This window comes from Phyllobacterium sp. CCNWLW109 (assembly GCF_037203905.1).
Classification (GTDB): Bacteria; Pseudomonadota; Alphaproteobacteria; order Rhizobiales; family Rhizobiaceae; genus Phyllobacterium; species Phyllobacterium ifriqiyense.
This window is the reverse complement of the sequence record NZ_JBBCBK010000002.1, coordinates 731,080-749,983: the sequence shown is the minus strand read 5'-3', so window position 1 is coordinate 749,983 and position 18,904 is coordinate 731,080. Positions and strand designations below refer to the sequence as shown.

19 protein-coding genes are annotated in these 18,904 nt (G+C 53.1%); 7 read left to right on the top strand and 12 right to left on the bottom strand.

Annotated features, from left to right (window positions below):
• The first annotated feature begins 70 nt into the window (after nt 1-70).
• Both purF and V9K92_RS08910 read left to right on the top strand, forming a co-directional pair.
• Entirely contained in the window at nt 71-1,564 is a 1,494-nt protein-coding gene (purF, locus tag V9K92_RS08915; protein WP_115051804.1) for an amidophosphoribosyltransferase, read from the top strand.
• Between the two features lie 9 nt (nt 1,565-1,573).
• Complete coding sequence (locus V9K92_RS08910) at nt 1,574-2,326, top strand: SDR family NAD(P)-dependent oxidoreductase (protein ID WP_115051805.1); 753 nt, start codon at nt 1,574-1,576, stop codon at nt 2,324-2,326.
• Here the strand turns inward: V9K92_RS08910 and V9K92_RS08905 are convergent.
• Nucleotides 2,323-3,408 carry a helix-turn-helix domain-containing protein gene (locus tag V9K92_RS08905; protein ID WP_337353802.1) on the bottom strand — a complete coding sequence of 362 codons (1,086 nt, stop codon included), beginning with the start codon at nt 3,406-3,408 and terminating at the stop codon, nt 2,323-2,325. The genes V9K92_RS08910 and V9K92_RS08905 overlap by 4 nt on opposite strands.
• A 117-nt stretch (nt 3,409-3,525) precedes the next feature.
• Here V9K92_RS08905 and V9K92_RS08900 point away from each other — a divergent pair, with 117 nt between their 5' ends.
• Nucleotides 3,526-4,233: a hypothetical protein gene (locus V9K92_RS08900; protein WP_336441001.1), complete on the top strand. Its 708-nt coding sequence runs from the start codon at nt 3,526-3,528 to the stop codon at nt 4,231-4,233.
• A gap of 43 nt (nt 4,234-4,276) precedes the next feature.
• Nucleotides 4,277-5,323 (top strand): alpha/beta hydrolase family protein, encoded by a 1,047-nt coding sequence (locus V9K92_RS08895; RefSeq protein ID WP_337353801.1) that lies wholly within the window; start codon nt 4,277-4,279, stop codon nt 5,321-5,323.
• Nucleotides 5,324-5,341: 18 nt separating this feature from the next.
• Here the strand turns inward: V9K92_RS08895 and pssA are convergent, their stop codons facing one another.
• The 5 genes from pssA to V9K92_RS08870 all read right to left on the bottom strand — a co-directional run bounded on the left by pssA (nt 5,342) and on the right by V9K92_RS08870 (nt 10,588).
• Nucleotides 5,342-6,190, bottom strand: a complete 849-nt coding sequence (gene pssA / locus V9K92_RS08890; RefSeq protein ID WP_115051808.1) for a CDP-diacylglycerol--serine O-phosphatidyltransferase — start codon at nt 6,188-6,190, stop codon at nt 5,342-5,344.
• A 3-nt stretch (nt 6,191-6,193) separates the two neighbouring features.
• Nucleotides 6,194-6,892 (bottom strand): phosphatidylserine decarboxylase, encoded by a 699-nt coding sequence (locus V9K92_RS08885; protein ID WP_336440999.1) that lies wholly within the window; start codon nt 6,890-6,892, stop codon nt 6,194-6,196.
• Nucleotides 6,893-7,017: 125 nt separating this feature from the next.
• Nucleotides 7,018-8,835, bottom strand: a complete 1,818-nt coding sequence (locus V9K92_RS08880) for an ABCB family ABC transporter ATP-binding protein/permease (RefSeq protein WP_370878861.1) — start codon at nt 8,833-8,835, stop codon at nt 7,018-7,020.
• Nucleotides 8,836-8,906: 71 nt separating this feature from the next.
• Nucleotides 8,907-9,266: an ArsR/SmtB family transcription factor gene (locus V9K92_RS08875; protein WP_115051811.1), complete on the bottom strand. Its 360-nt coding sequence runs from the start codon at nt 9,264-9,266 to the stop codon at nt 8,907-8,909.
• A gap of 89 nt (nt 9,267-9,355) precedes the next feature.
• Nucleotides 9,356-10,588 carry a LysM peptidoglycan-binding domain-containing protein gene (locus V9K92_RS08870; protein ID WP_337353800.1) on the bottom strand — a complete coding sequence of 411 codons (1,233 nt, stop codon included), beginning with the start codon at nt 10,586-10,588 and terminating at the stop codon, nt 9,356-9,358.
• A gap of 162 nt (nt 10,589-10,750) precedes the next feature.
• Between V9K92_RS08870 and V9K92_RS08865 the strand changes: the two genes are divergently transcribed.
• Together V9K92_RS08865 and V9K92_RS08860 are read left to right on the top strand one after the other, a co-directional pair.
• Nucleotides 10,751-11,356 (top strand): TIGR00730 family Rossman fold protein, encoded by a 606-nt coding sequence (locus V9K92_RS08865; protein ID WP_115051813.1) that lies wholly within the window; start codon nt 10,751-10,753, stop codon nt 11,354-11,356.
• Between the two features lie 120 nt (nt 11,357-11,476).
• On the top strand, nt 11,477-12,367 hold the full coding sequence (locus V9K92_RS08860) for a CorA family divalent cation transporter (protein WP_337353799.1): 891 nt from the start codon (nt 11,477-11,479) through the stop codon (nt 12,365-12,367).
• Here V9K92_RS08860 and rarD read toward each other — a convergent pair.
• The 4 genes from rarD to cysS all read right to left on the bottom strand — a co-directional run bounded on the left by rarD (nt 12,364) and on the right by cysS (nt 16,970).
• Entirely contained in the window at nt 12,364-13,314 is a 951-nt protein-coding gene (gene rarD, locus V9K92_RS08855) for an EamA family transporter RarD (RefSeq protein ID WP_337353798.1), read from the bottom strand. The two genes, V9K92_RS08860 and rarD, sit on opposite strands and share 4 nt — an antisense overlap.
• Nucleotides 13,315-13,414: 100 nt before the next feature.
• Complete coding sequence (gene cimA, locus V9K92_RS08850) at nt 13,415-15,052, bottom strand: citramalate synthase (protein ID WP_337353797.1); 1,638 nt, start codon at nt 15,050-15,052, stop codon at nt 13,415-13,417.
• Nucleotides 15,025-15,519, bottom strand: coding sequence for a GFA family protein (locus tag V9K92_RS08845; RefSeq protein ID WP_115051817.1), 495 nt, complete (start codon nt 15,517-15,519; stop codon nt 15,025-15,027). The genes cimA and V9K92_RS08845 overlap by 28 nt, the downstream gene beginning before the upstream one ends.
• Complete coding sequence (cysS, locus tag V9K92_RS08840) at nt 15,516-16,970, bottom strand: cysteine--tRNA ligase (protein ID WP_337353796.1); 1,455 nt, start codon at nt 16,968-16,970, stop codon at nt 15,516-15,518. The genes V9K92_RS08845 and cysS overlap by 4 nt, the downstream gene beginning before the upstream one ends.
• A gap of 381 nt (nt 16,971-17,351) precedes the next feature.
• On the opposite strand from cysS, the gene V9K92_RS08835 reads away from it, so the two are divergent.
• On the top strand, nt 17,352-17,519 hold the full coding sequence (locus V9K92_RS08835; protein ID WP_162802416.1) for a hypothetical protein: 168 nt from the start codon (nt 17,352-17,354) through the stop codon (nt 17,517-17,519).
• Here the strand turns inward: V9K92_RS08835 and V9K92_RS08830 are convergent.
• Together V9K92_RS08830 and V9K92_RS08825 are read right to left on the bottom strand one after the other, a co-directional pair.
• Nucleotides 17,496-18,110: a LysE/ArgO family amino acid transporter gene (locus V9K92_RS08830; RefSeq protein ID WP_115051819.1), complete on the bottom strand. Its 615-nt coding sequence runs from the start codon at nt 18,108-18,110 to the stop codon at nt 17,496-17,498. The genes V9K92_RS08835 and V9K92_RS08830 overlap by 24 nt on opposite strands.
• 29 nt (nt 18,111-18,139) lie before the next feature.
• Nucleotides 18,140-18,904, bottom strand: coding sequence for an SOS response-associated peptidase (locus tag V9K92_RS08825; RefSeq protein WP_337353795.1), 765 nt, complete (start codon nt 18,902-18,904; stop codon nt 18,140-18,142).

Here is an 18,904-nt window from a genome sequence, read left to right as displayed (position 1 = left end):
AGTGTGGCATAATACAACTAGGCACAATTGACTCGATCCCAATGAACTTGGGGCGAAAGGGCTGGCGGCAATGACCGACATTTCTCGTGACGATAACCAATTGATGTCCCTTGACGATGACACACTGCATGAAGAGTGCGGTGTGTTTGGCATTTTGGGCCATCCTGATGCGGCCACACTGACAGCGTTGGGACTGCATGCATTGCAGCATCGCGGCCAGGAAGCTGCAGGTATAGTCTCATACGATGGCAACCAATTCTGCTCAGAGCGCCGTATGGGCCTTGTTGGGGACCATTATACCAACCCGGCTACATTGGCTCAGCTGCCCGGTGACCGCGCTATAGGCCATGTCCGCTACTCCACAACAGGTGACGCTGCTCTCCGCAATGTGCAGCCGCTTTTCGCCGAGCTGGAAATCGGTGGCATTGCCATTGCCCATAACGGCAATTTCACCAATGGCCTTACCATGCGCCGCAAGCTTATTGCCGATGGTGCTATCTGCCAGTCCAATTCCGATACGGAAGTTGTGCTACATCTCATTGCCCGCTCGCGCAGCACATCATCGAGCGATCGCTTCATTGACGCGATCCGCCAGATGGAAGGCGGCTATGCGATGCTCGCCCTCACCCGCACAAAGTTGATCGCTGCACGTGACCCGATCGGCATTCGTCCGCTTGTGATGGGCGACCTCAATGGCAAGCCGATTTTTGCTTCCGAGAGTTGCGCGCTGGACATTATTGGTGCCAAATTCGTTCGTGATATCGAAAATGGTGAAGTCGTGGTTTGCGAGATTCAAGCTGATGGTTCCATCAGCATTGAGACGTTCAAGCCGCAGAACCCGAAACCTGAGCGGCTTTGCCTGTTCGAATATGTATATTTTGCCCGTCCTGACTCAGTTGTTGGTGGCCGCAATGTTTATACCGCCCGCAAGAATATGGGTATCAACCTCGCCAAGGAAGCACCGCTTGAGGCTGATGTTGTCGTGCCCGTTCCCGATGGCGGTACACCGGCTGCGATAGGTTTTGCGCAGGCGAGCGGCATCCCCTTCGAGCTTGGTATCATCCGCAACCATTATGTCGGCAGAACCTTTATCGAGCCGACGCAATCCATTCGTGCGTTCGGCGTCAAATTGAAACACTCAGCCAATCGCGCAGTCATCGAAGGCAAGCGCGTTGTTCTGGTGGACGATTCCATTGTGCGCGGAACGACATCCGTCAAGATCGTGCAAATGATCCGCGATGCTGGCGCAAGCGAAGTGCATATCCGCGTTGCCAGCCCGATGATTTTCCACCCGGATTTCTACGGCATTGATACGCCCGATGCAGATAAGCTGCTGGCAAACCAATATGCTGATCTTGATGCGATGTGTGCGTATATCGGCGCGGATTCATTGGCGTTTCTGTCGATAGACGGGCTCTACAAGGCCGTAAGCGGAGCTCCGCGAGACCCGCGTTCGCCACTCTTTACCGATCACTATTTCACTGGCGACTACCCGACGCGCCTTCTCGACAAGGACGGCCCGGACAATGTCCGTCAGTTCTCACTTCTGGCAAATAACGGTTGAGTTCACTTCATGATTTCTGACGGCAGTTTTCGGCTGGATGGCAAGCTTGCGCTTGTCACCGGCGCTTCGCGCGGCATTGGCTATCACCTTGCAAAAGAACTCGCTGGACGCGGCGCGCATGTTATCGCTGTTGCGCGCACGGTGGGCGGCCTTGAAGAACTGGACGACGAAATTACAAAGGCTGGTGGCTCGGCAACGCTGGTTCCACTCGACCTGACCGATCTGCCAGCCATTGATCGCCTCGGCGGCTCAATTCACGAGCGTTGGGGCAAGCTTGATATAATGATCGCCAATGCTGGTGTGCTCGGTACCATTTCGCCTATCGGCCATGTCGAGGCAAAGGTCTTCGACAAGCTGATGACTGTCAATGTTTCCAGCGTTTGGCGCCTTATTCGGACCACAGACCCTTTGCTGAAGCTTTCCGACGCTGGCCGTGCATTGCTGCTTTCGTCGAGTGTTGCCCACTCTGCCCGCGCCTACTGGGCTCCCTATGCCGCTTCGAAAGCTGCCGTGGAAGTTTTCGCGCGCAGCTGGGCGGAAGAGACCAAACAGACAAAGTTGAGGGTGCATTCGGTCGATCCCGGTGCAACGCGTACTGCAATGCGTGCTCAGGCTGTGCCGGGGGAAGATCCGGAGACATTGCCAACACCGGCAGAAGTGGCTGCGAAGATCGCCCTGCTCTGTGACCCCGCTATTGATGAAACCGGAAAGCTGTACAAAGTGCAGTCAGGCAAACTGCTGAGCTATAACAACCCCAGTTAAACGGCGAGACGAATGACGTTTCTCTCGTCCACCTTATTGTTACGCGTGCGCCATGCTTTCGGACTCATGCCGGTGACACGCAGAAACTCGCGGTTAAAGTTTGATTTGGTCTGAAAACCAGCGTCGAACATGATGCGCGTGATTGGCTCATCGGTCTGCGTGAGAAGGTTGCAAGCGTCCCTCACCCGGTAATCATTCACATATTGTGAAACGCTCATCCCTTTAGCGCGGTTGACCGCATTGGATATCTGCCTGACTGAGAGCCCCATTTTTCGGCCCAGTCTGTTCAAATTGAGATCCACATCGCGATATGGCTGACGCGACTGCATAAACTCATCCAACGCCAAGGCCACTGCAGCATCGTCAGAGGTAGGCTGGCTGGACAATGCAGGCTCATCGCTGCTTTCATCCGCCAAAGGTTGGCTGGCACCAGCCACAGTAGCCGCAGTTCCAAGAACAAGAAGGCCGATAATATTGGCGATAGCGACAATACGGCCCGAATGAAGTCCGCCCGTTTCCGCGAAATCGAAAGTTACCAGCAGGTCGATCACCGCAGAGCCGACAGTGGAAATCGCGGTAAGCTGCAAGGCCCGATAAGACGTGATAACGCCATCCAGCCGCGATGCGCCCAAGATATTGGGGCCAGCCGAAGCGAGCCGGGCAAGTGCAAACCCGTACCCGAGAAAAATGAGAATGATCGTCAGTGAGATGGGGTCGGGCCAAAAGGCGACAAAACCGGCGACCGCCAACGTCGGAAGGAGATGGAGCAATAGAAAAGGCCGCTCAGACGGTGGTCGTTCAGTTCGCAAACTATCAAAACTGAGCCATGCCAATGTGGGAGCTGCGGCCGCAAGTATTGCCTGAAGCGGCAATATCTCAAGGAAGTCATAACCCCAGCGCACGCCTATAACCACCGCTTGCACGGCAGCAACAATCAGCCATGCGAAGAAGAACGTATTTGACGCTCCCTCTTCCTGCCGCCGGATCATTTGGACGAGCAGGATAAAGAGCAGAAGCGCAACGACGAAAGGTAAAGGCACAAAAAGCATTTTCAACATTATCCGAATGAGTTTGAGGCTCAATATGTCCTCAATCGTGATCGCGGACGACCTGAATTGTGATCAAGGTCGAAAATATCTGAACAATGCCGCTCCCTGATGCTGGCGCTAATCCAAGCGCCGCATTTCAAGGAGATCAACATGCCAGGATTTTTTGCTTCGCTTATTCTGCTCTTTACCACTCTTACGCCTGTCGCCGCAAAGGCCGAGACCGCAGCTCAGCTGGATATGACGAGGATCAAGCAGGTGACGATAACCGGCGAGAGCAGCCGTTTGGATTTCACCACTCTAGACACGGTTCCCTATGCGGCGACTATCACAGGGACCAGGACAAGCTGGCTTGCAAGTTGGTATTCGAATTGGTTCTCGAACCGCTGCGAAACGAAAACGACCACTGAAATCAAAGATCAGACATTAACAATCGACGTTACAGAATCTCCTCTTCTCAGCCTTTCTGATTGTGAAGTTGGGATTATCGTCAATCTGCCCAAGGGCGCTGATATCAGCATTGAGCAACACGCTTTGCTTGCGCGTTTTTCCGGTGAGTATCGCAGCATTCGCATCAATGCAAATGCAGCCGATTTTTCGCTGGATGGTTATGCCTCCAGGCTCGACATCAACGGCGATGCAGTGCGCAGCGACGTTCGCTTTGAGCGAAGCAGCAATAACGAGACTATCCGTCTGGAGTCCCGCGCGCTTGATGCCGCGTTCAGTTTTTTGAAGGACACGCCGATCAGCTATGCGGTTGATGCCAAAGCATCTTTTATCGATAGCAAACTTATGAACACCCCCGGTGCAAAACCCTCCATCGATATCAAGAGCGATTATGTCCGCGCGACAATTCGCTGAGGCCCGAAATCATTTTCATATATCCAAAACAAGGAGTTTCACTATGAAGAAATTTGCGTTTCTCACCGGGCTCGCTCTCGTTACAACACTGCAAATCGCTCATGCTGACGACATGAATGTCGGGGTACGTGAATTCTTGTCCCCGTCAAAAGAACGAGGCATCAATCTTCATGTTACAATCTGGTACCCGGCACAGATTGGCGGCGAGGAAGCGCTGCTTGGCAATACCCCGTTTTTTAGCGGCACCACCAGCATGCGGGATGCGCCAATACTGAAGGGCAAATTTCCACTCATTCTGCTTTCCCACGGCACAGGTATTGCAGGGAATGCAGGAGCCACAAGCTGGATTGCCGCTTCGTTGGCGAAACATGGTTACATTGTTGCCGCACCAAATCATCCCGGCAACCAGAGTGGAAATAGATCGGCGGGTGAGGCAATGAAGCTTTGGCTACGGCCCGCGGATTTTACGTCTACGTTGGATGTCCTCAAAATAAGTACAGCGTTTCAGAATAAAATTGACTGGGAGAAAGTCGGGGCGCTTGGTCTCTCCATGGGCGGATATACGGCCCTTGCAGTAGCCGGAGCCAAGGTGAACCAGCAACGGCTGGCATCTTATTGCGACAACGGCTCGAGCAACAACTCTTTGTGTGAATGGATCAAACAAAGCGGCGTCGACCTTCACACGATGAATCTGCAGCCCGCAGGCCAAAACTACCGAGACAATCGAATTCGATCAGCAGTCGCAGTTGATCCCGCAATGGTGGGGACGCTAACCACCGAAAGCATTGCCAGCATCACAATTCCGGTCGATTTGATAAACCTGGGACGTAGCGGAGAGGTTCCACCAACGGTAGATGTGTCACAAACGGCAAAGCTCATCCCTCATGCACGTTACTCGACGATTGATGGCGCTAATCATTTCAGTATGTTTGCGGAATGCAAAGCCGGTGCGTCCGAAGCTTTGAAAGCTAAAGGTATCACCGAAGCACTTTGTGACAATGTCGAAGGACGACCGCGCGGCGAAATTCACTCGCAGTTAATCAACATGGTTGCTGCCGCCTTCAAACGGACTTTTAACACTGAGCAGTAGAGGTGAGTGGCTCCGACATCAGGATTGGATTTCGGAACCATCCTTTTCGGCATCTGTGCTGGTACTGGCAGCATCCGCCGCTTCAAAACGTTTCCATGCCCTGTAGCTGAACGGCAAGGTCAGGAAGAAGGCGATTGTCGTCAATGTCAGCGTTTCCCATGTGTAACTCATCAGGAATGCCACATAGACCACGATAAACAGGAAGGTCGGCATGACCCAGTCTGAACGAAGCTTGGTGCCTGCTGCCTTTCCGCTATAGACCGGTAAGCGGCTGATCATCAGCACCGCCACACCCACCGTATAGGCTGCTGCTATAAAGGCGAATGTACGCGTGGGAACAAGACCGAGGAAGCCCAGATAAACCGGCAACATGACCAGCATGGCACCTGCAGGAGCAGGAACGCCCGTAAAGAAGTTATTCTGCCATAGCGGTTTGCCGACGACGTCAAGCATGACGTTAAAGCGGGCGAGCCGCAAACAACAGGCAATGCAATAAAGCAGCGCCGCAATCCAGCCGAAGGATCGCGCCTGATCAAGCATATAGGCATAAAGGACCAAAGCCGGTGCAACGCCGAAATTGACGATATCAGCAAGCGAGTCCATCTGAGCGCCGAACTTGGATGAACCCTTCATCATGCGGGCGATGCGTCCGTCTATGCCGTCAAGGAACGCAGCCAGCAGAACCATTGAAACGGCCAGCTCGAATCTGTTTTCAAATGCCAGCCGGATACCGGTCAGCCCCGCGCAGATGGCCAGAACTGTGATGACGTTGGGCATGAGGTAACGCAGGGGAATGCGCGTGCCTTTCGGTTCGGCATTTTGATGTTTCTCGTCAAACAACGGGTCTGTTTCTTGCTCCAACGGCATTGATTAGCTTATCCGGACCAGAGGTGCGCTTGGCGCGCCACCAAATTCAGCAACAACCGTTTCGCCGCCAACGGCCGTTTGGCCGACTGCAACACGCGGCACAAATCCCTGCGGCAGATAGACATCGACGCGAGAGCCAAAGCGGATCAGGCCAAAGCGCTCGCCGATTGAGATTGAGTTGCTTTCATCGACCCAGCACACAATACGGCGGGCAACCAGACCGGCAACCTGCACAACAGCAACCTCGCCATTGGGGCTTTCGATAACCAGACCATTGCGCTCATTTTCCGCACTGGCTTTGTCGAGTTCGGCATTGAGGAACTTGCCGGGTTTATGGACGATAGTGGAAATTCGACCGCGAACCGGAGCGCGGTTGATATGGCAGGAAAAAACATTCATGAAGACGGAAATTCTGGTCATTTCCGTATCGCCCAATCCAAGCTCGCGCGGTGGCACTGCAGGCCCAACAGCCGAAACGAGTCCATCCGCCGGGCTTATAACCAGCTTGTCATCGGTGGGAGTTACGCGCTGGGGATCACGATAGAAATAAATGCACCAAGCGGTTAGTATCAGGCCGATCCAGAACAATGGGCCCCAAAGATAACCAAGAATGAGTGTGGCAACGGCGAAACCCGCAATGAAGGGATAGCCTTCCTTATGGATGGGCACAAAAGTATTACGGATCGTATCAACAAGGCTCATTCATCTATCCCTGATTATGCCAGCATCATATGTCGCGAAACGCCGTAGGCTATGTCGTTACATGACGGCTATTTTTCAACGAGTTTTCGCGTTCTTATCGGAGATTGGCCGCCGGGGCAAACCATTCACGCGGGCATTGCAGGCTTTCCACGGACAACCACTCCAAGATCGTCCTCGGCCTGTACGCGGCGCAACCGCTCTTCGGCCTCGGTTGCCTCGCGTTGGCGATTCCACATTGACGCATAAAGGCCTTTAATTTTCAGCAGCTTGGTATGTGTACCACGTTCAGCAATCACGCCATCCTTCAAAACAATGATTTCATCTGCGCCGATAATGGTCGATAGCCGGTGGGCGATAACAAGGGTCGTCCGGTCACGACTGACCAAATCAAGTGCCGACTGAATTTCATGCTCGGTGGCGCTATCCAGAGCAGACGTCGCCTCGTCAAGTATGAGGATGGGGGGCGCCTTGAGGATCGTCCGAGCAATGGCAACACGCTGCTTTTCGCCGCCGGAGAGCTTTAGCCCGCGTTCACCGACCATGGCTTGATAGCCCTCAGGCAAAGTGTTGATAAATGGCCCGATCTGCGCAAGCTCGGCGGCATTACGCATTTCCTCGTCGGTAGCGCTAACTCGGCCATAGCGGATGTTGTAGGCAATAGAGTCATTAAAAAGCACAGTATCCTGCGGCACCATACCAATGGCTGAGCGCAAGCTTTCCTGCGTCACATCGCGGATATCCTGCCCATCAATGCTGATCGAACCACTTTGTATATCGTAGAAGCGGAATAGCAGGCGCGACAGCGTTGATTTGCCCGCGCCCGATGGACCGACGATAGCCACCGTCTTGCCCGCTGGCACCTCAAAGCTGACACCCTTCAAGATCGGGCGCTTTGGATCATAGGCAAATTGCACATTGTCAAAGCGGACCGTGCCACGATCAATCTGCAAGGCCTTTGCATTAGGCTTGTCTTTCACTTCCTGCTCGACATCAAGCAGATCAAACATCTGTTCAATATCAGTCAATCCCTGACGAATTTCCCGATATATAAAACCAATAAAATTCAACGGGATGGAAAGCTGCATCAACATGGCATTGATGAAAACAAAATCGCCTATTGTCTGGGTGCCTGCCATGACCTCCCTGCCCGACATGATCATCATGACCGCCATGCCGATACCGAAAATCACCGCCTGACCGAAGTTCAACCAACCGAGCGAAGTCCAGATGCGCGTCGCGGAAACTTCGTATCGCGCCATTGCCCCATCAAAGCGGGTTGCTTCCATGGTTTCATTGCCAAAATATTTAACGGTCTCGAAGTTCAACAGCGAGTCGATCGCCTTGGAATTGGCATCGGTGTCGGATTCGTTCATGTCGCGGCGAATATTGATCCGCCAGTCACTGGCGCGCACTGTGAACCAAGTATAAAGCCAAACAGTAGCTACGACGACCGCCACGTAAGACAGGCCATAGGTGAACGCAAATATCACTGCGGTCATCAGGAATTCGATGATCGTCGGGGCTGTATTGAGGATTGTAAAACGGACAATGGTTTCAATGCCCTTTGTTCCACGCTCGATGATACGCGACAGACCACCGGTGCGGCGCTCGACGTGGAAACGCAGGGATAGTTCGTGCATATGAACAAACGTCTTATAAGCGAGTTTGCGCACGGCATATTGACCGACACTGGCAAAGAGCGCATCGCGCAACTGGTTAAGCCCAGCTTGAACAATACGCGCCAGATTATAGGCAGCGACCAGCATCAGAGGGCCGATGAGCAAGACTGGCAAAAGTTCGGAAACTTCCAGTTTGCCGTTCAACGCATCGGTTGCCCACTTGAAAAAGTAAGGAACCAGGATCAATACAATTTTGGAAATGATGAGGTAGACCGTAGCCCATACGACCCGCATGCGCAGATCTGGACGTTCAACCGGCCACATATAGGGCCAAAGGTTGCGGATTGTCTGGAAAGTTTTTCCAGACTCGGATGATACGGTCTTTTCGGGCACGTCTAATCCTCAAGCATGTTTTCGCGCCAGACTTGCGGCTGCGGTGGAATGATTTTTTGTGGTGGACAGCAGAGCTCTGCCATTTTGTTTACAAGCATTGCAACGTGAGCGAACGCTGCCGGGTCAATGCTGTAATGCGAGCTTTGACCGGACTGGCGATAACGAACCAATCCAGCTTCAACCAAAATCTTGAGATGCTGCGAAACCGTCGATTGAGCAAGGTCGAGACCAGCGACAATATCCTTGCAGCACGATGCATCCAGACATGACAGCTGACGGACAATGCGCAGACGAGCCGGATGGGCAAGCGCGGCCAGGATACGGGCGTTCTCAATGTCTTCAAAAGATTTTTGGCAAGTCATCGTATATCGTCGATAAACGATATATATCGCAAACGCAATCCTACCCGCAAATCTTTTGCGTAAAACCGCCAGAATACAGCAGATATTTTCTATTGGACGGCGGGTTTATCCGTTTCAGGCAAGGCGAACACTTGTCCAGGAAAAATCCGGTTTGGATTGCGTATCTGCTCTTTATTGGCAAGATAGATGGTGGTGTAACGCATTCCCTCGCCATAGGTCCGGCGCGAAATCCGCCACAGATTATCACCCCGGCGAATAATGACCGAGCCCTCAACACTTTGCAGTGGTGCGGCAGCATCACCTGTTGCAGCTTGCGCTGTCGCGCTCTCGGCCTGTACAGGCTCATCGGCTTTCGGCGCAGCTGCGACGGCCGATACTCGCTCGCCTGCCTCACGTTTGAAAGGTACGGCGGATCTGGCAAGAACGGTAACACCGTCAGCCGCAAGCATATCGGCGCGAACGATATAGTCGCCAACTGCCAGCTCCTTTACGGTCTGAACAAGAAAACGCCCTTCCGGCGTTGTCATTGTTGATCCCAGCAAATCGCTGTTTGCGTAAACCTTCACGGTCAAGCCTGCTTCGGCAGTGCCAGCGATGAAGAGCTTGTTGCCTTCGATCTCGACAGCTTCCACAGCAATACGGGCTTTAACGGCTGGCTGAACAACGGGCTTGTCGCCCTTCGGGGCAGCAGTGACCACTGCCTGTGCGGCATCGGGCGCGGGCGTGGCCGCTGGTGTCGTGATCATGCGGCTTGGCTGGCCCGATTGCTCGACAAGAGCCAACACCTGTCCGGTTTTGGATTCAGGAATTGATACGATTGCGGTTTCAATCGAAGTCATGGCTGTCCCGCTGGCTCCGGTTGAACGCAGCACAAGCTGATAATCGCCGGGCTTCAACGGATCTTCGAGAACAATAACAAAGTCGCCACTTTCATTGGATTTTGTAGTGCCAATGACTTTAGAGCGTGAGAGCAGATCAACAGTGGCATTGGCCGACGCCTTGCCCGCAATGACAATCGACCCGGTCGGCTCGACACGCAATACATCAAAAGTGGGTGCGCCAGAGCTTGGTGGAACTGTTGTCAGTTCCGGTTGCGGCATTGCTGCTTGCTGTGTCAGGGCAGTGCCCGTGGAAGGCACCGAAGCAGCCGGTTCGGCCGCTGGCTCTGTTGGTGCCGCAGGCTTCACCGAAGTGTCAATATTAGCAATTGCGGCTGGTTTATCAGCGTCTGTCTGACCCGAAATATCTGCCAGATAAAGCGCAACCAACCCCGCGGCAACAACGGCGCTGACCCCCAATAATGCAATTCGTGTGCTGAGCATTGTTTTTCTACCCTCTTGTTCTTTTTTGCTCTAGCGCCTTTTATGCTCCTCTACAAGAAACGACGCAAATCCGGCCTACTATACTTTTAATTCAGCCAAAGCGGTAGGGTGTCCCGATTTGTCGCGCTTGACTGTCAGCAAAGCAAAAGGCACCAAGAATATATGAGCAAGATTCGATCCATTTGTGTTTACTGCGGTTCCTCGCCGGGCCGTGATCCAATTTACAAACAGAGCGGCAAGCTGCTTGGAAACTCTATAGCCGAGCATGGCCTTGAGTTGATCTATGGCGGCGGCACAAAAGGTATTATGGGTGCAGTCGCCGATGGCGTCATGTCGGCAGGCGGCAAAGTGACAGGCATTATTCCGAAATTCCTTATGAACAAGGAAGCCACCGAGCATTCACTGCAGCAGCTGTCAGAGTTGATCGTCACTGAGGACATGCACCAGCGCAAACACAAGATGTTCGAGCGTTCCGATGCTTTTGTCACCCTCCCCGGTGGTATTGGAACTGTCGAAGAAATTGTCGAGATCATGACCTGGGCGCAGCTTGGCCGTCACAAAAAGCCGATGGTTTTTGCGAACATCAATGGATTCTGGAATCCGATGCTGGCTCTACTTGATCACATGAAAGCCGAGGGGTTCGTACACACGTCACATTTGGTCAATCCAATTGTGGTAGACAGGCCCGAAGATATTGTACCCGCAATCCTCAGCGCTGCGTCGAGGGGGGATCGGGAAGGCAATGAAGCGATCATCGAACGCCTCTGACGGAATGAAAGGGTCAGCATCATCGACACGCTCGATCCCAAACATTTATCGCCTCGAACCGACGATTTTGTCATAGTCCATGATTTTGATACCGGCGGCTGCCTGATTACGAAATCTGCTGTGGATAGTAGCTGGTCATGGAAAAGTTACGCGCTGGTAGATGTACGCGCCAAACGTAACTTGGAAAACGACGATGACCTGCCGGAAGCGGTCAAGGAAACCTTGCTCGCTGCGGGCGACCAATATCAGATAAGCTATGAAGACGGCTGGCTTTTCGGCGAACTTCCCGACCTGCAGCACGAGCATTATGGCGATGCACGCAAACTGGGTTATTTCCGCTTCGCTTTAAACGAGAAACTATTCATTAGCGGGCGCAGATACCCTCTGCAATCGGTCGATGATGTCCGGCAGTTCATATTGCGGGACAAGATCAGACTTGAAACTCCGCTGGATCTGTTCCACGTCATATTTCGGCGTTTTCTTGAATTGTTGAAAGCTGAAATAGCAAAACTTGCCGAGACGCTCGACTCAATCGAAGATCATATCGTCGGCGATAATTGGCAGGGCGAACGGGAGCGGCTTGTACCCGTAAGGCGCCAGATTGTGCTGTTTCATCGCCATTTAACCGCGGCCACCGGCATTTTTCGCCATATCGACCATGCTGACCGGCGTGCATTTCCCGAGAACCTCGATGATCTGATCGAAGGTCTGTCTCGCAGAGCCGAAACGTTGCATGCAGAGGGAGAGCAATTGCAACAGCGGGCGCGGCTTTTGCAGGACGAACTGATGGCAAAGCTATCCGACCAGTCCAACCAGTTTCTCTATATTTTGTCGATCATGACCGCCGTCCTGTTGCCCACAACAGTGATCAGCGGCTTGTTCGGCATGAATACCGGTGGATTGCCATTTCTGGAAAGTCCGCACGGTTTCTGGATCGTGGCTTTTGTAGCGCTGTTTATTTCAGTGATGGTTTATCTGTTTGTTCGCAAGATTGGCGGTTCGCGGCGCTAGGCCGCCGTAGCCGGGCGAGCTTTGCGCGCTTCGTGCAACATGGACCACGTATAGATGGCCAAAGCCGACCAGATCAAAGCAAAAGCGATGAACTGGATGTGTGAAAATGGTTCGCCAAATACAAAGATTGCACTCAGAAACACAATGGTCGGCGCAATATATTGCATCAGGCCAATCGTGGTGTATCGGAGCAGTTTCGCACCAAAGGCATAAAGGATAAGTGGAACGGCGGTTGCCGGGCCGGCGAAAAGCAACAGGGCGATATCATGCATATTGCCCTGCATGAAATGGCTGGTGCCCTGAATGATGGTCCAGCCGATCAGAGCAAGCGATGGGATCGACAAGATCAAAACTTCCAGCATGAATCCCTGCGTCGGGCCAATAGGTAGAGTTTTGCGGAAGAACCCATAGAATCCGAAGCTGAATGCGAGGACCAGCGATATCCACGGCAAGCCACCTGAATAAATGGTGAGGAGCAGCACGGCGCAAGCTGCCAGCGCAACGGCCACCATTTGGGGCTTGGATAGACGTTCGCCGAGAAACACTGCACCCAGAACGACATTGACCAGCGGATTTATATAGTAACCCAAGGCCGTATCGATCGCATGGCCAGAGCCGATGGCCCAGACATAAGTGCCCCAGTTAACAGTGATCAGACTGGCGGTTAGTGTAGCCATCGCCAGCATGCGCGGAGTTGTCAAAGCGACCTTGAGATCGCCAAACAGGCCAAGCCACCAGAGCAGGATACCGGCAATTGGCACAGACCAGACAATACGATGTGCGACCACTTCCAGCGCAGGAATATGAGCGACGGTCTTCAGATAAAACGGAAGGACGCCCCAAAGAAGATATGCTGAGAGAGCAAAAAGAAAGCCTTTCTTGCCATCGGACATTCCCGGCAAAGGCACGGATTGCATTGCATCATTCATTTTTGCTTGTTCGCTCATGGAGCGAAGTCCTAGACTTCAGCCTGCACTGCGTCCATTGAATTCGAATGATCGTAACATCAAGCCATTTGATGTTTTGGCTCTTTCTAGTCAAATCAATCTATTCCGCGGCAATTTTTCCTGCAAGATCGCGATTTTTCATCAATTTATAGACCACAGAGTCCATTAATGCCTGAAAAGACGCATCTATGATGTTGTCGGAAACCCCGACTGTCCACCATCTGACATTGGTCGAATCTGTCGATTCTATCAAAACCCGGGTAATCGCTTCCGTACCACCATTGAGAATACGGACCTTGAAGTCCGCCAATACGAGATCGTTGATCTCATGCTGATAGCTGCCCATGTCCTTGCGCAAGGCAAGATCGAGAGCGTTGACCGGCCCGTGCCCTTCGGCCACCGACATACGCATTTCGCCGTCGACTTCCATGCGAACCACAGCTTCGGAGACAGTTTTTATATTTCCATTGGCATCGAAGCGGCGCTCGACCATACAGCGGAAGGAATCCACTTTGAAAAACTCCGGCACTGTGCCAAGCGTGCGCCGGGCCAATAGCTCGAAGCTGGCATCGGCACCCTCATAGGCATAACCTTCAGCTTCGTGTTCTTTGACGAGCGAAATCAGCGTATCAAGACGCGGATCGGTTTTGCTGACAGAAATGCCGCGCCGCTCCAGTTCGTTGATGAAATTGGACTTGCCGCCTTGGTCGGAAACCATGACCTTGCGGCGATTCCCCACCGTTTCCGGCGGAACATGTTCGTAGGTCGCTGGCTCCTTGATCAGGGCAGAAGCGTGAATACCCGCCTTTGTGGCGAAGGCGGAAGAGCCTACGAAAGCGCCCTGCGCGTTTGGCGCACGGTTAAGCAGTTCGTCGAAACTGCGCGACAAGCGCGACAGCCCCTTCAGCTTTTCGAGGCTGATACCGGTCTCGAAGCGATCCGCCCATGCGGGCTTGAGCATCAATGTCGGGATGATGGTGATTAGATTGGCATTGCCGCAGCGCTCTCCGATACCGTTAAGCGTGCCCTGCACGTGGCGGACGCCAGCATCAATGGCAGCGAGCGAGTTTGCGACAGCTTGTTCCGTATCATTATGCGCGTGAATGCCCAGATGGTCACCCGGAATGATTTTCGTGACCGCCTTGACGATCGCCGTCACTTCAGCAGGTTGCGTACCGCCATTGGTATCGCAAAGAACCACCCAGCGAGCACCAGCATCATAGGCGGTCTTGGCACAAGCCAACGCACAGCCAGGATTTGCCTTGTAACCATCAAAGAAATGTTCGCAGTCGACAATGGCTTCCTTGCCCGCGCTGACAGCGGCTTTCACTGACGCGTCGATGGACTCGAGATTTTCTTCGTTCGTGCAGCCGAGCGCAACGCGAACGTGATAATCCCAACTCTTGCCAACGAAACAAACCGTATCAGCCGAAGAGCCAATCAGCGCTGTGACACCAGGATCATTTGAAACAGAAACGCCGGCGCGTTTTGTCATGCCGAATGCGGCAAACTTTGCATGGTTTGTGCGTTTTTCGGCAAAGAATGCTGTGTCGGTCGGATTCGCTCCGGGATAGCCGCCTTCAACATAGTCGAAGCCAAACTCGTCCAGCATAGCCGCGATTACTTTCTTGTCTTCCACCGAGAAATCAATGCCAGGTGTCTGCTGGCCATCGCGCAAGGTGGTGTCGAAAAGGTAGATGCGTTCTTTGCTCACTTGTGCGTCTCTTCCGCGGGCCATCTGTCTGTATCGAAATCCGGATGCTGATACGAAATCATGGTTTTCAGGAAATCGATGGATTCCGGATCACCTTCGGACGTATATCCGGGCAAAGACGAGAGATCATCGACATAAGGCAATTTGCCTTCGAGTCCCCATTGAACAGTCGGCGCTAGTTCTTCCGGCTCATCAAAGGCACCGATGGCAAGAGCTATACCATCGGGCGCTTCATAGGTCAGCGGTGTTCCGCAGTCGGCGCAGAATCCCCGCTTGACGTGGTTGGACGACTGAAACCGTTTTGGTTCGCCTCGCGTCCATGTCAGATCGGTATCCGTTACCGAAACCAGCGGCGCAAAGAAATTGCCGAATGCTTTCTGGCACATGCGGCAATGACAGATCGATGGGCTCCCCAACGCGCCAGTAGCGCGAAACCGTACGGCCCCGCATTGACAGCCTCCGGTGTAGACTGGCTTGTTATCCAAACTCACCGCTTCACCTCCCAGCTTGTCACACGTTCACCCGTGACCGCATCCTTGCCATCTTTGAGCTGAATGCCCTTTTCCAGCAATTCATAACGGATAGCGTCTGCTTCAGCAAAATCGCGTGCACCGAGCAGTTCTAGCCGTTGCATTACCTTAGCTTCAATCTCTGCGGCGAATTCAGACGACACTTCGTCGGCATCACTACTCAAATCAATGCCGAGTAATGCAAATATTGCCTTGTAAGCTGCGGGATCCAGTGACCGGGATTTGCGGACTGTAGCCAGCCAGTTGATGAGGCCCGGTATTGCAAGATCATCAGACAATATCTCCAAAGCCTCATCGGGCACCCATCCGACAGCGGCAGAGCCTGCATATTCCCGCGCTTTGGCGAGGATATTCTCAGCTTCTTCTAGCCGATTGATGGTGAAATCAATCGGCTCGCGATAATTGGTCATGAGCATAGCCAATCTCAAAACATCACCCGGCCATTTGCGATCGCCAAATGTCGTCGTCTCCAGCAATTCGTTGATGGTGAAAAAATTTCCGACGCTTTTCGCCATCTTCTGGCCCTCAACCTGGAGGAAACCATTATGCATCCAGATATTGGCCATCCGATCCGTGCCGAATGCGCAGCATGACTGGGCGATTTCGTTTTCATGGTGAGGGAAAACGAGATCAATGCCACCTCCGTGAATATCAAAGATATTCTTCATCGGATCATCGCAGCGCAACCCACCGCCGAAGGGCTCAAGCAGCTTGGCCATAGCCATGGCAGAGCACTCTATATGCCAGCCGGGACGACCGAGACCATCAATCCCCGCCGGTGACGGCCAACCGGGCTCACCTTCCCTGGAAGGCTTCCACAAAACAAAGTCCATCTCGTCGCGCTTATACGACGCAACGTCGACGCGTGCGCCTGCGAGCATGTCATCTGCGGAGCGCCGTGCCAAAAGCCCATAGCGCGGGCCCCTCGCCGCATTCATCGCAGAGGGTGAGAACAGCACATGTCCGTCAGCAACATAGGCAACGCCGCGCTCTACCAGCCGGTCGATCATCGCCACCATTTCGGCAATATACTCGGTCGCCCGCGGCTGCGCCGATGGCTCCAGATTGCCAAGCGCTGTCACATCGGCCTGAAACTGAGCGTTCGTAGCTTCCGTCACCTTTCGAATAGCTTCGTTCAGTGGCAGATTCGGAAAATCCCGGGCGGCACGCGCGTTAATCTTATCGTCGATATCCGTGATATTGCGAACGTAAGTGACATGATTTTCGCCGTAGGTGTGACGCAAAAGCCGAAACAGCACATCAAAGACAATGACAGGTCTGGCATTGCCGATATGGGCGTAGTCATAGACTGTCGGGCCGCAGACATACATGCGCACATTTTTAGCGTCGATTGGCTCGAACTTCTCCTTCGAGCGTGTCAGCGTATTGTAGAGGCTAATGTCATGCGGCATGGGTCATCTCAATTTCAGGTTCAAGGATGTACAGAATATCAACAGACGGGTCGCTTGACCGGCATATTTGCATCTTTGGTACTGGAAATTTGAGATGAAAACGACCGGGCCAGCAGGAGCTAGCTGATAATGGTCCGACAGGTGATAATAATCGTAACTGACAACGTTTTCATGATGTCTTTATGATTGAGCGCAAGCCAATCGTCAAGCACCGGCAATTGGAAGCTGGTGTGGCAAATTTGTCGGGATCACATTGGTTAATGCAAATTAACCGGAAAGCCTAAAATCCTCCCGGAAAGTGCCTTTTTTCCGGCCAATTTGAACGGGATTCCTATCTCTTGTGCGAAAGGGGAATAGGCCCCGCCCAAAAGGACCAGACCCATGATACCGACACAACAGACTGCAAAGCCGCGAGAGAGTATCTTTGCCGACCACCTTGCCCTGCAATACCGCGCCATCGGCCCGGCAGCCATTCAAGCCGCAGTACTCAACACTGTCCGTCAGCGTCCGCCTTTGAAGCTCGCTTCAATTGTTCAGGAAACGGACTAAAAGACTAAGCGCGATCCCCGCCATGACAAGGCCGATGATAACATCGAGCACGCGCCAGGCAGCCGGACGGGCGAACACCGGTTGCAGCAGCCTCGCACCATAGCCGAGGCCGAAAAACCAGACGAAGGATGCAATCGCCGCGCCAGCGCCATAAGCCGCGCGGTTAGCCCCTTCGAAGCGGGCCGAGAGGCCCCCAAGCAAGACAACTGTATCCAGATAGACGTGCGGATTGAGGAATGTTAGCGCCAGTACGGTGCCAATAGCAGCCTTCAGCGAGCTACTGCCAAACCGTGCAGCCTGCATTGCCTCTGGGTGCAATGCACGCCGGAATGCTACCGAGGCATACCAGAACAGGAACAGAGCGCCTCCAAGCGTTACAAATGAAATGAGTTTGGGCGACTGGGCGATCAACGTGCCAAGACCCGCAACACCTGCGGCAATGAGCAACGCATCGGACAATGCACAGATCAGGCTGAGAATAAACACATGCTCGCGCAACAATCCCTGACGCAGTATGAAGGCATTTTGAGCGCCGATGGCAATGATCAGCGATCCGCCAAGAAGAAAACCGGAAAGTGCGGCTGAAAGCATTCGAAGATATCCTGATAAACCTGGGCGAATTAAAAAAGCTTCATCTGCGTATCAGGTTCTTCGGGTTTGTTGCGAGCGGATTTTTTGGGCTCGCTCAAATTTTCAAGCACCCTTTCCTGAATATCCGGCCCGGTATTGGCAACTTTATTGACCTTGTCAGATACAGGAATGGCTTCAAAAAAGTCCGCTTGCGCCGGCTTTAACAAATCTGAAACATGGCGCGGCTCCTGTGTCTTGCAATCGAGCCAGCGAGCAAAATCCTTTTGCTCGATGATCACAGGCATACGATCGTGAATGTGACGAATATCGTCATTGGCACGCGTCGTAAGTATGGCTCCAGTGTCCATTTCCGAGCCTTCGGCATTAGCCCAAGGCTCATAAAGTCCGGCAAAGGCAATGATGCCGCCATTGCGCGGTCTGATCCAGTAAGCTTGGGATTGTTTGTCCCCGCTGCGACGCCACTCATAAAAACCTGATGCCGGAATGAGAGCCCGGCGATGGCGCATAGCGGTCTTGAAAGAGGCCTTCTCGATTGCAGTTTCCGACCTCGCATTGATCATCAATGGGTAATCGGCAGTATTTTTCACCCAGCCCGGAATAAAACCCCAACGGACAAGCAGCGCTTTGCGATCCGAACGATTGCTGCCGGGGGGCGGAGTTTCGCCGCTCATCACCATGAGGATTGGCTGCGTAGGGGCAATATTGAAACGTGGCGGAAAATCTTCAAGCTCCATGAGCGCAAGATAGGCCGCTATTTCTTCAGGTGTCCCAAGGAGTGAAAAACGTCCGCACAT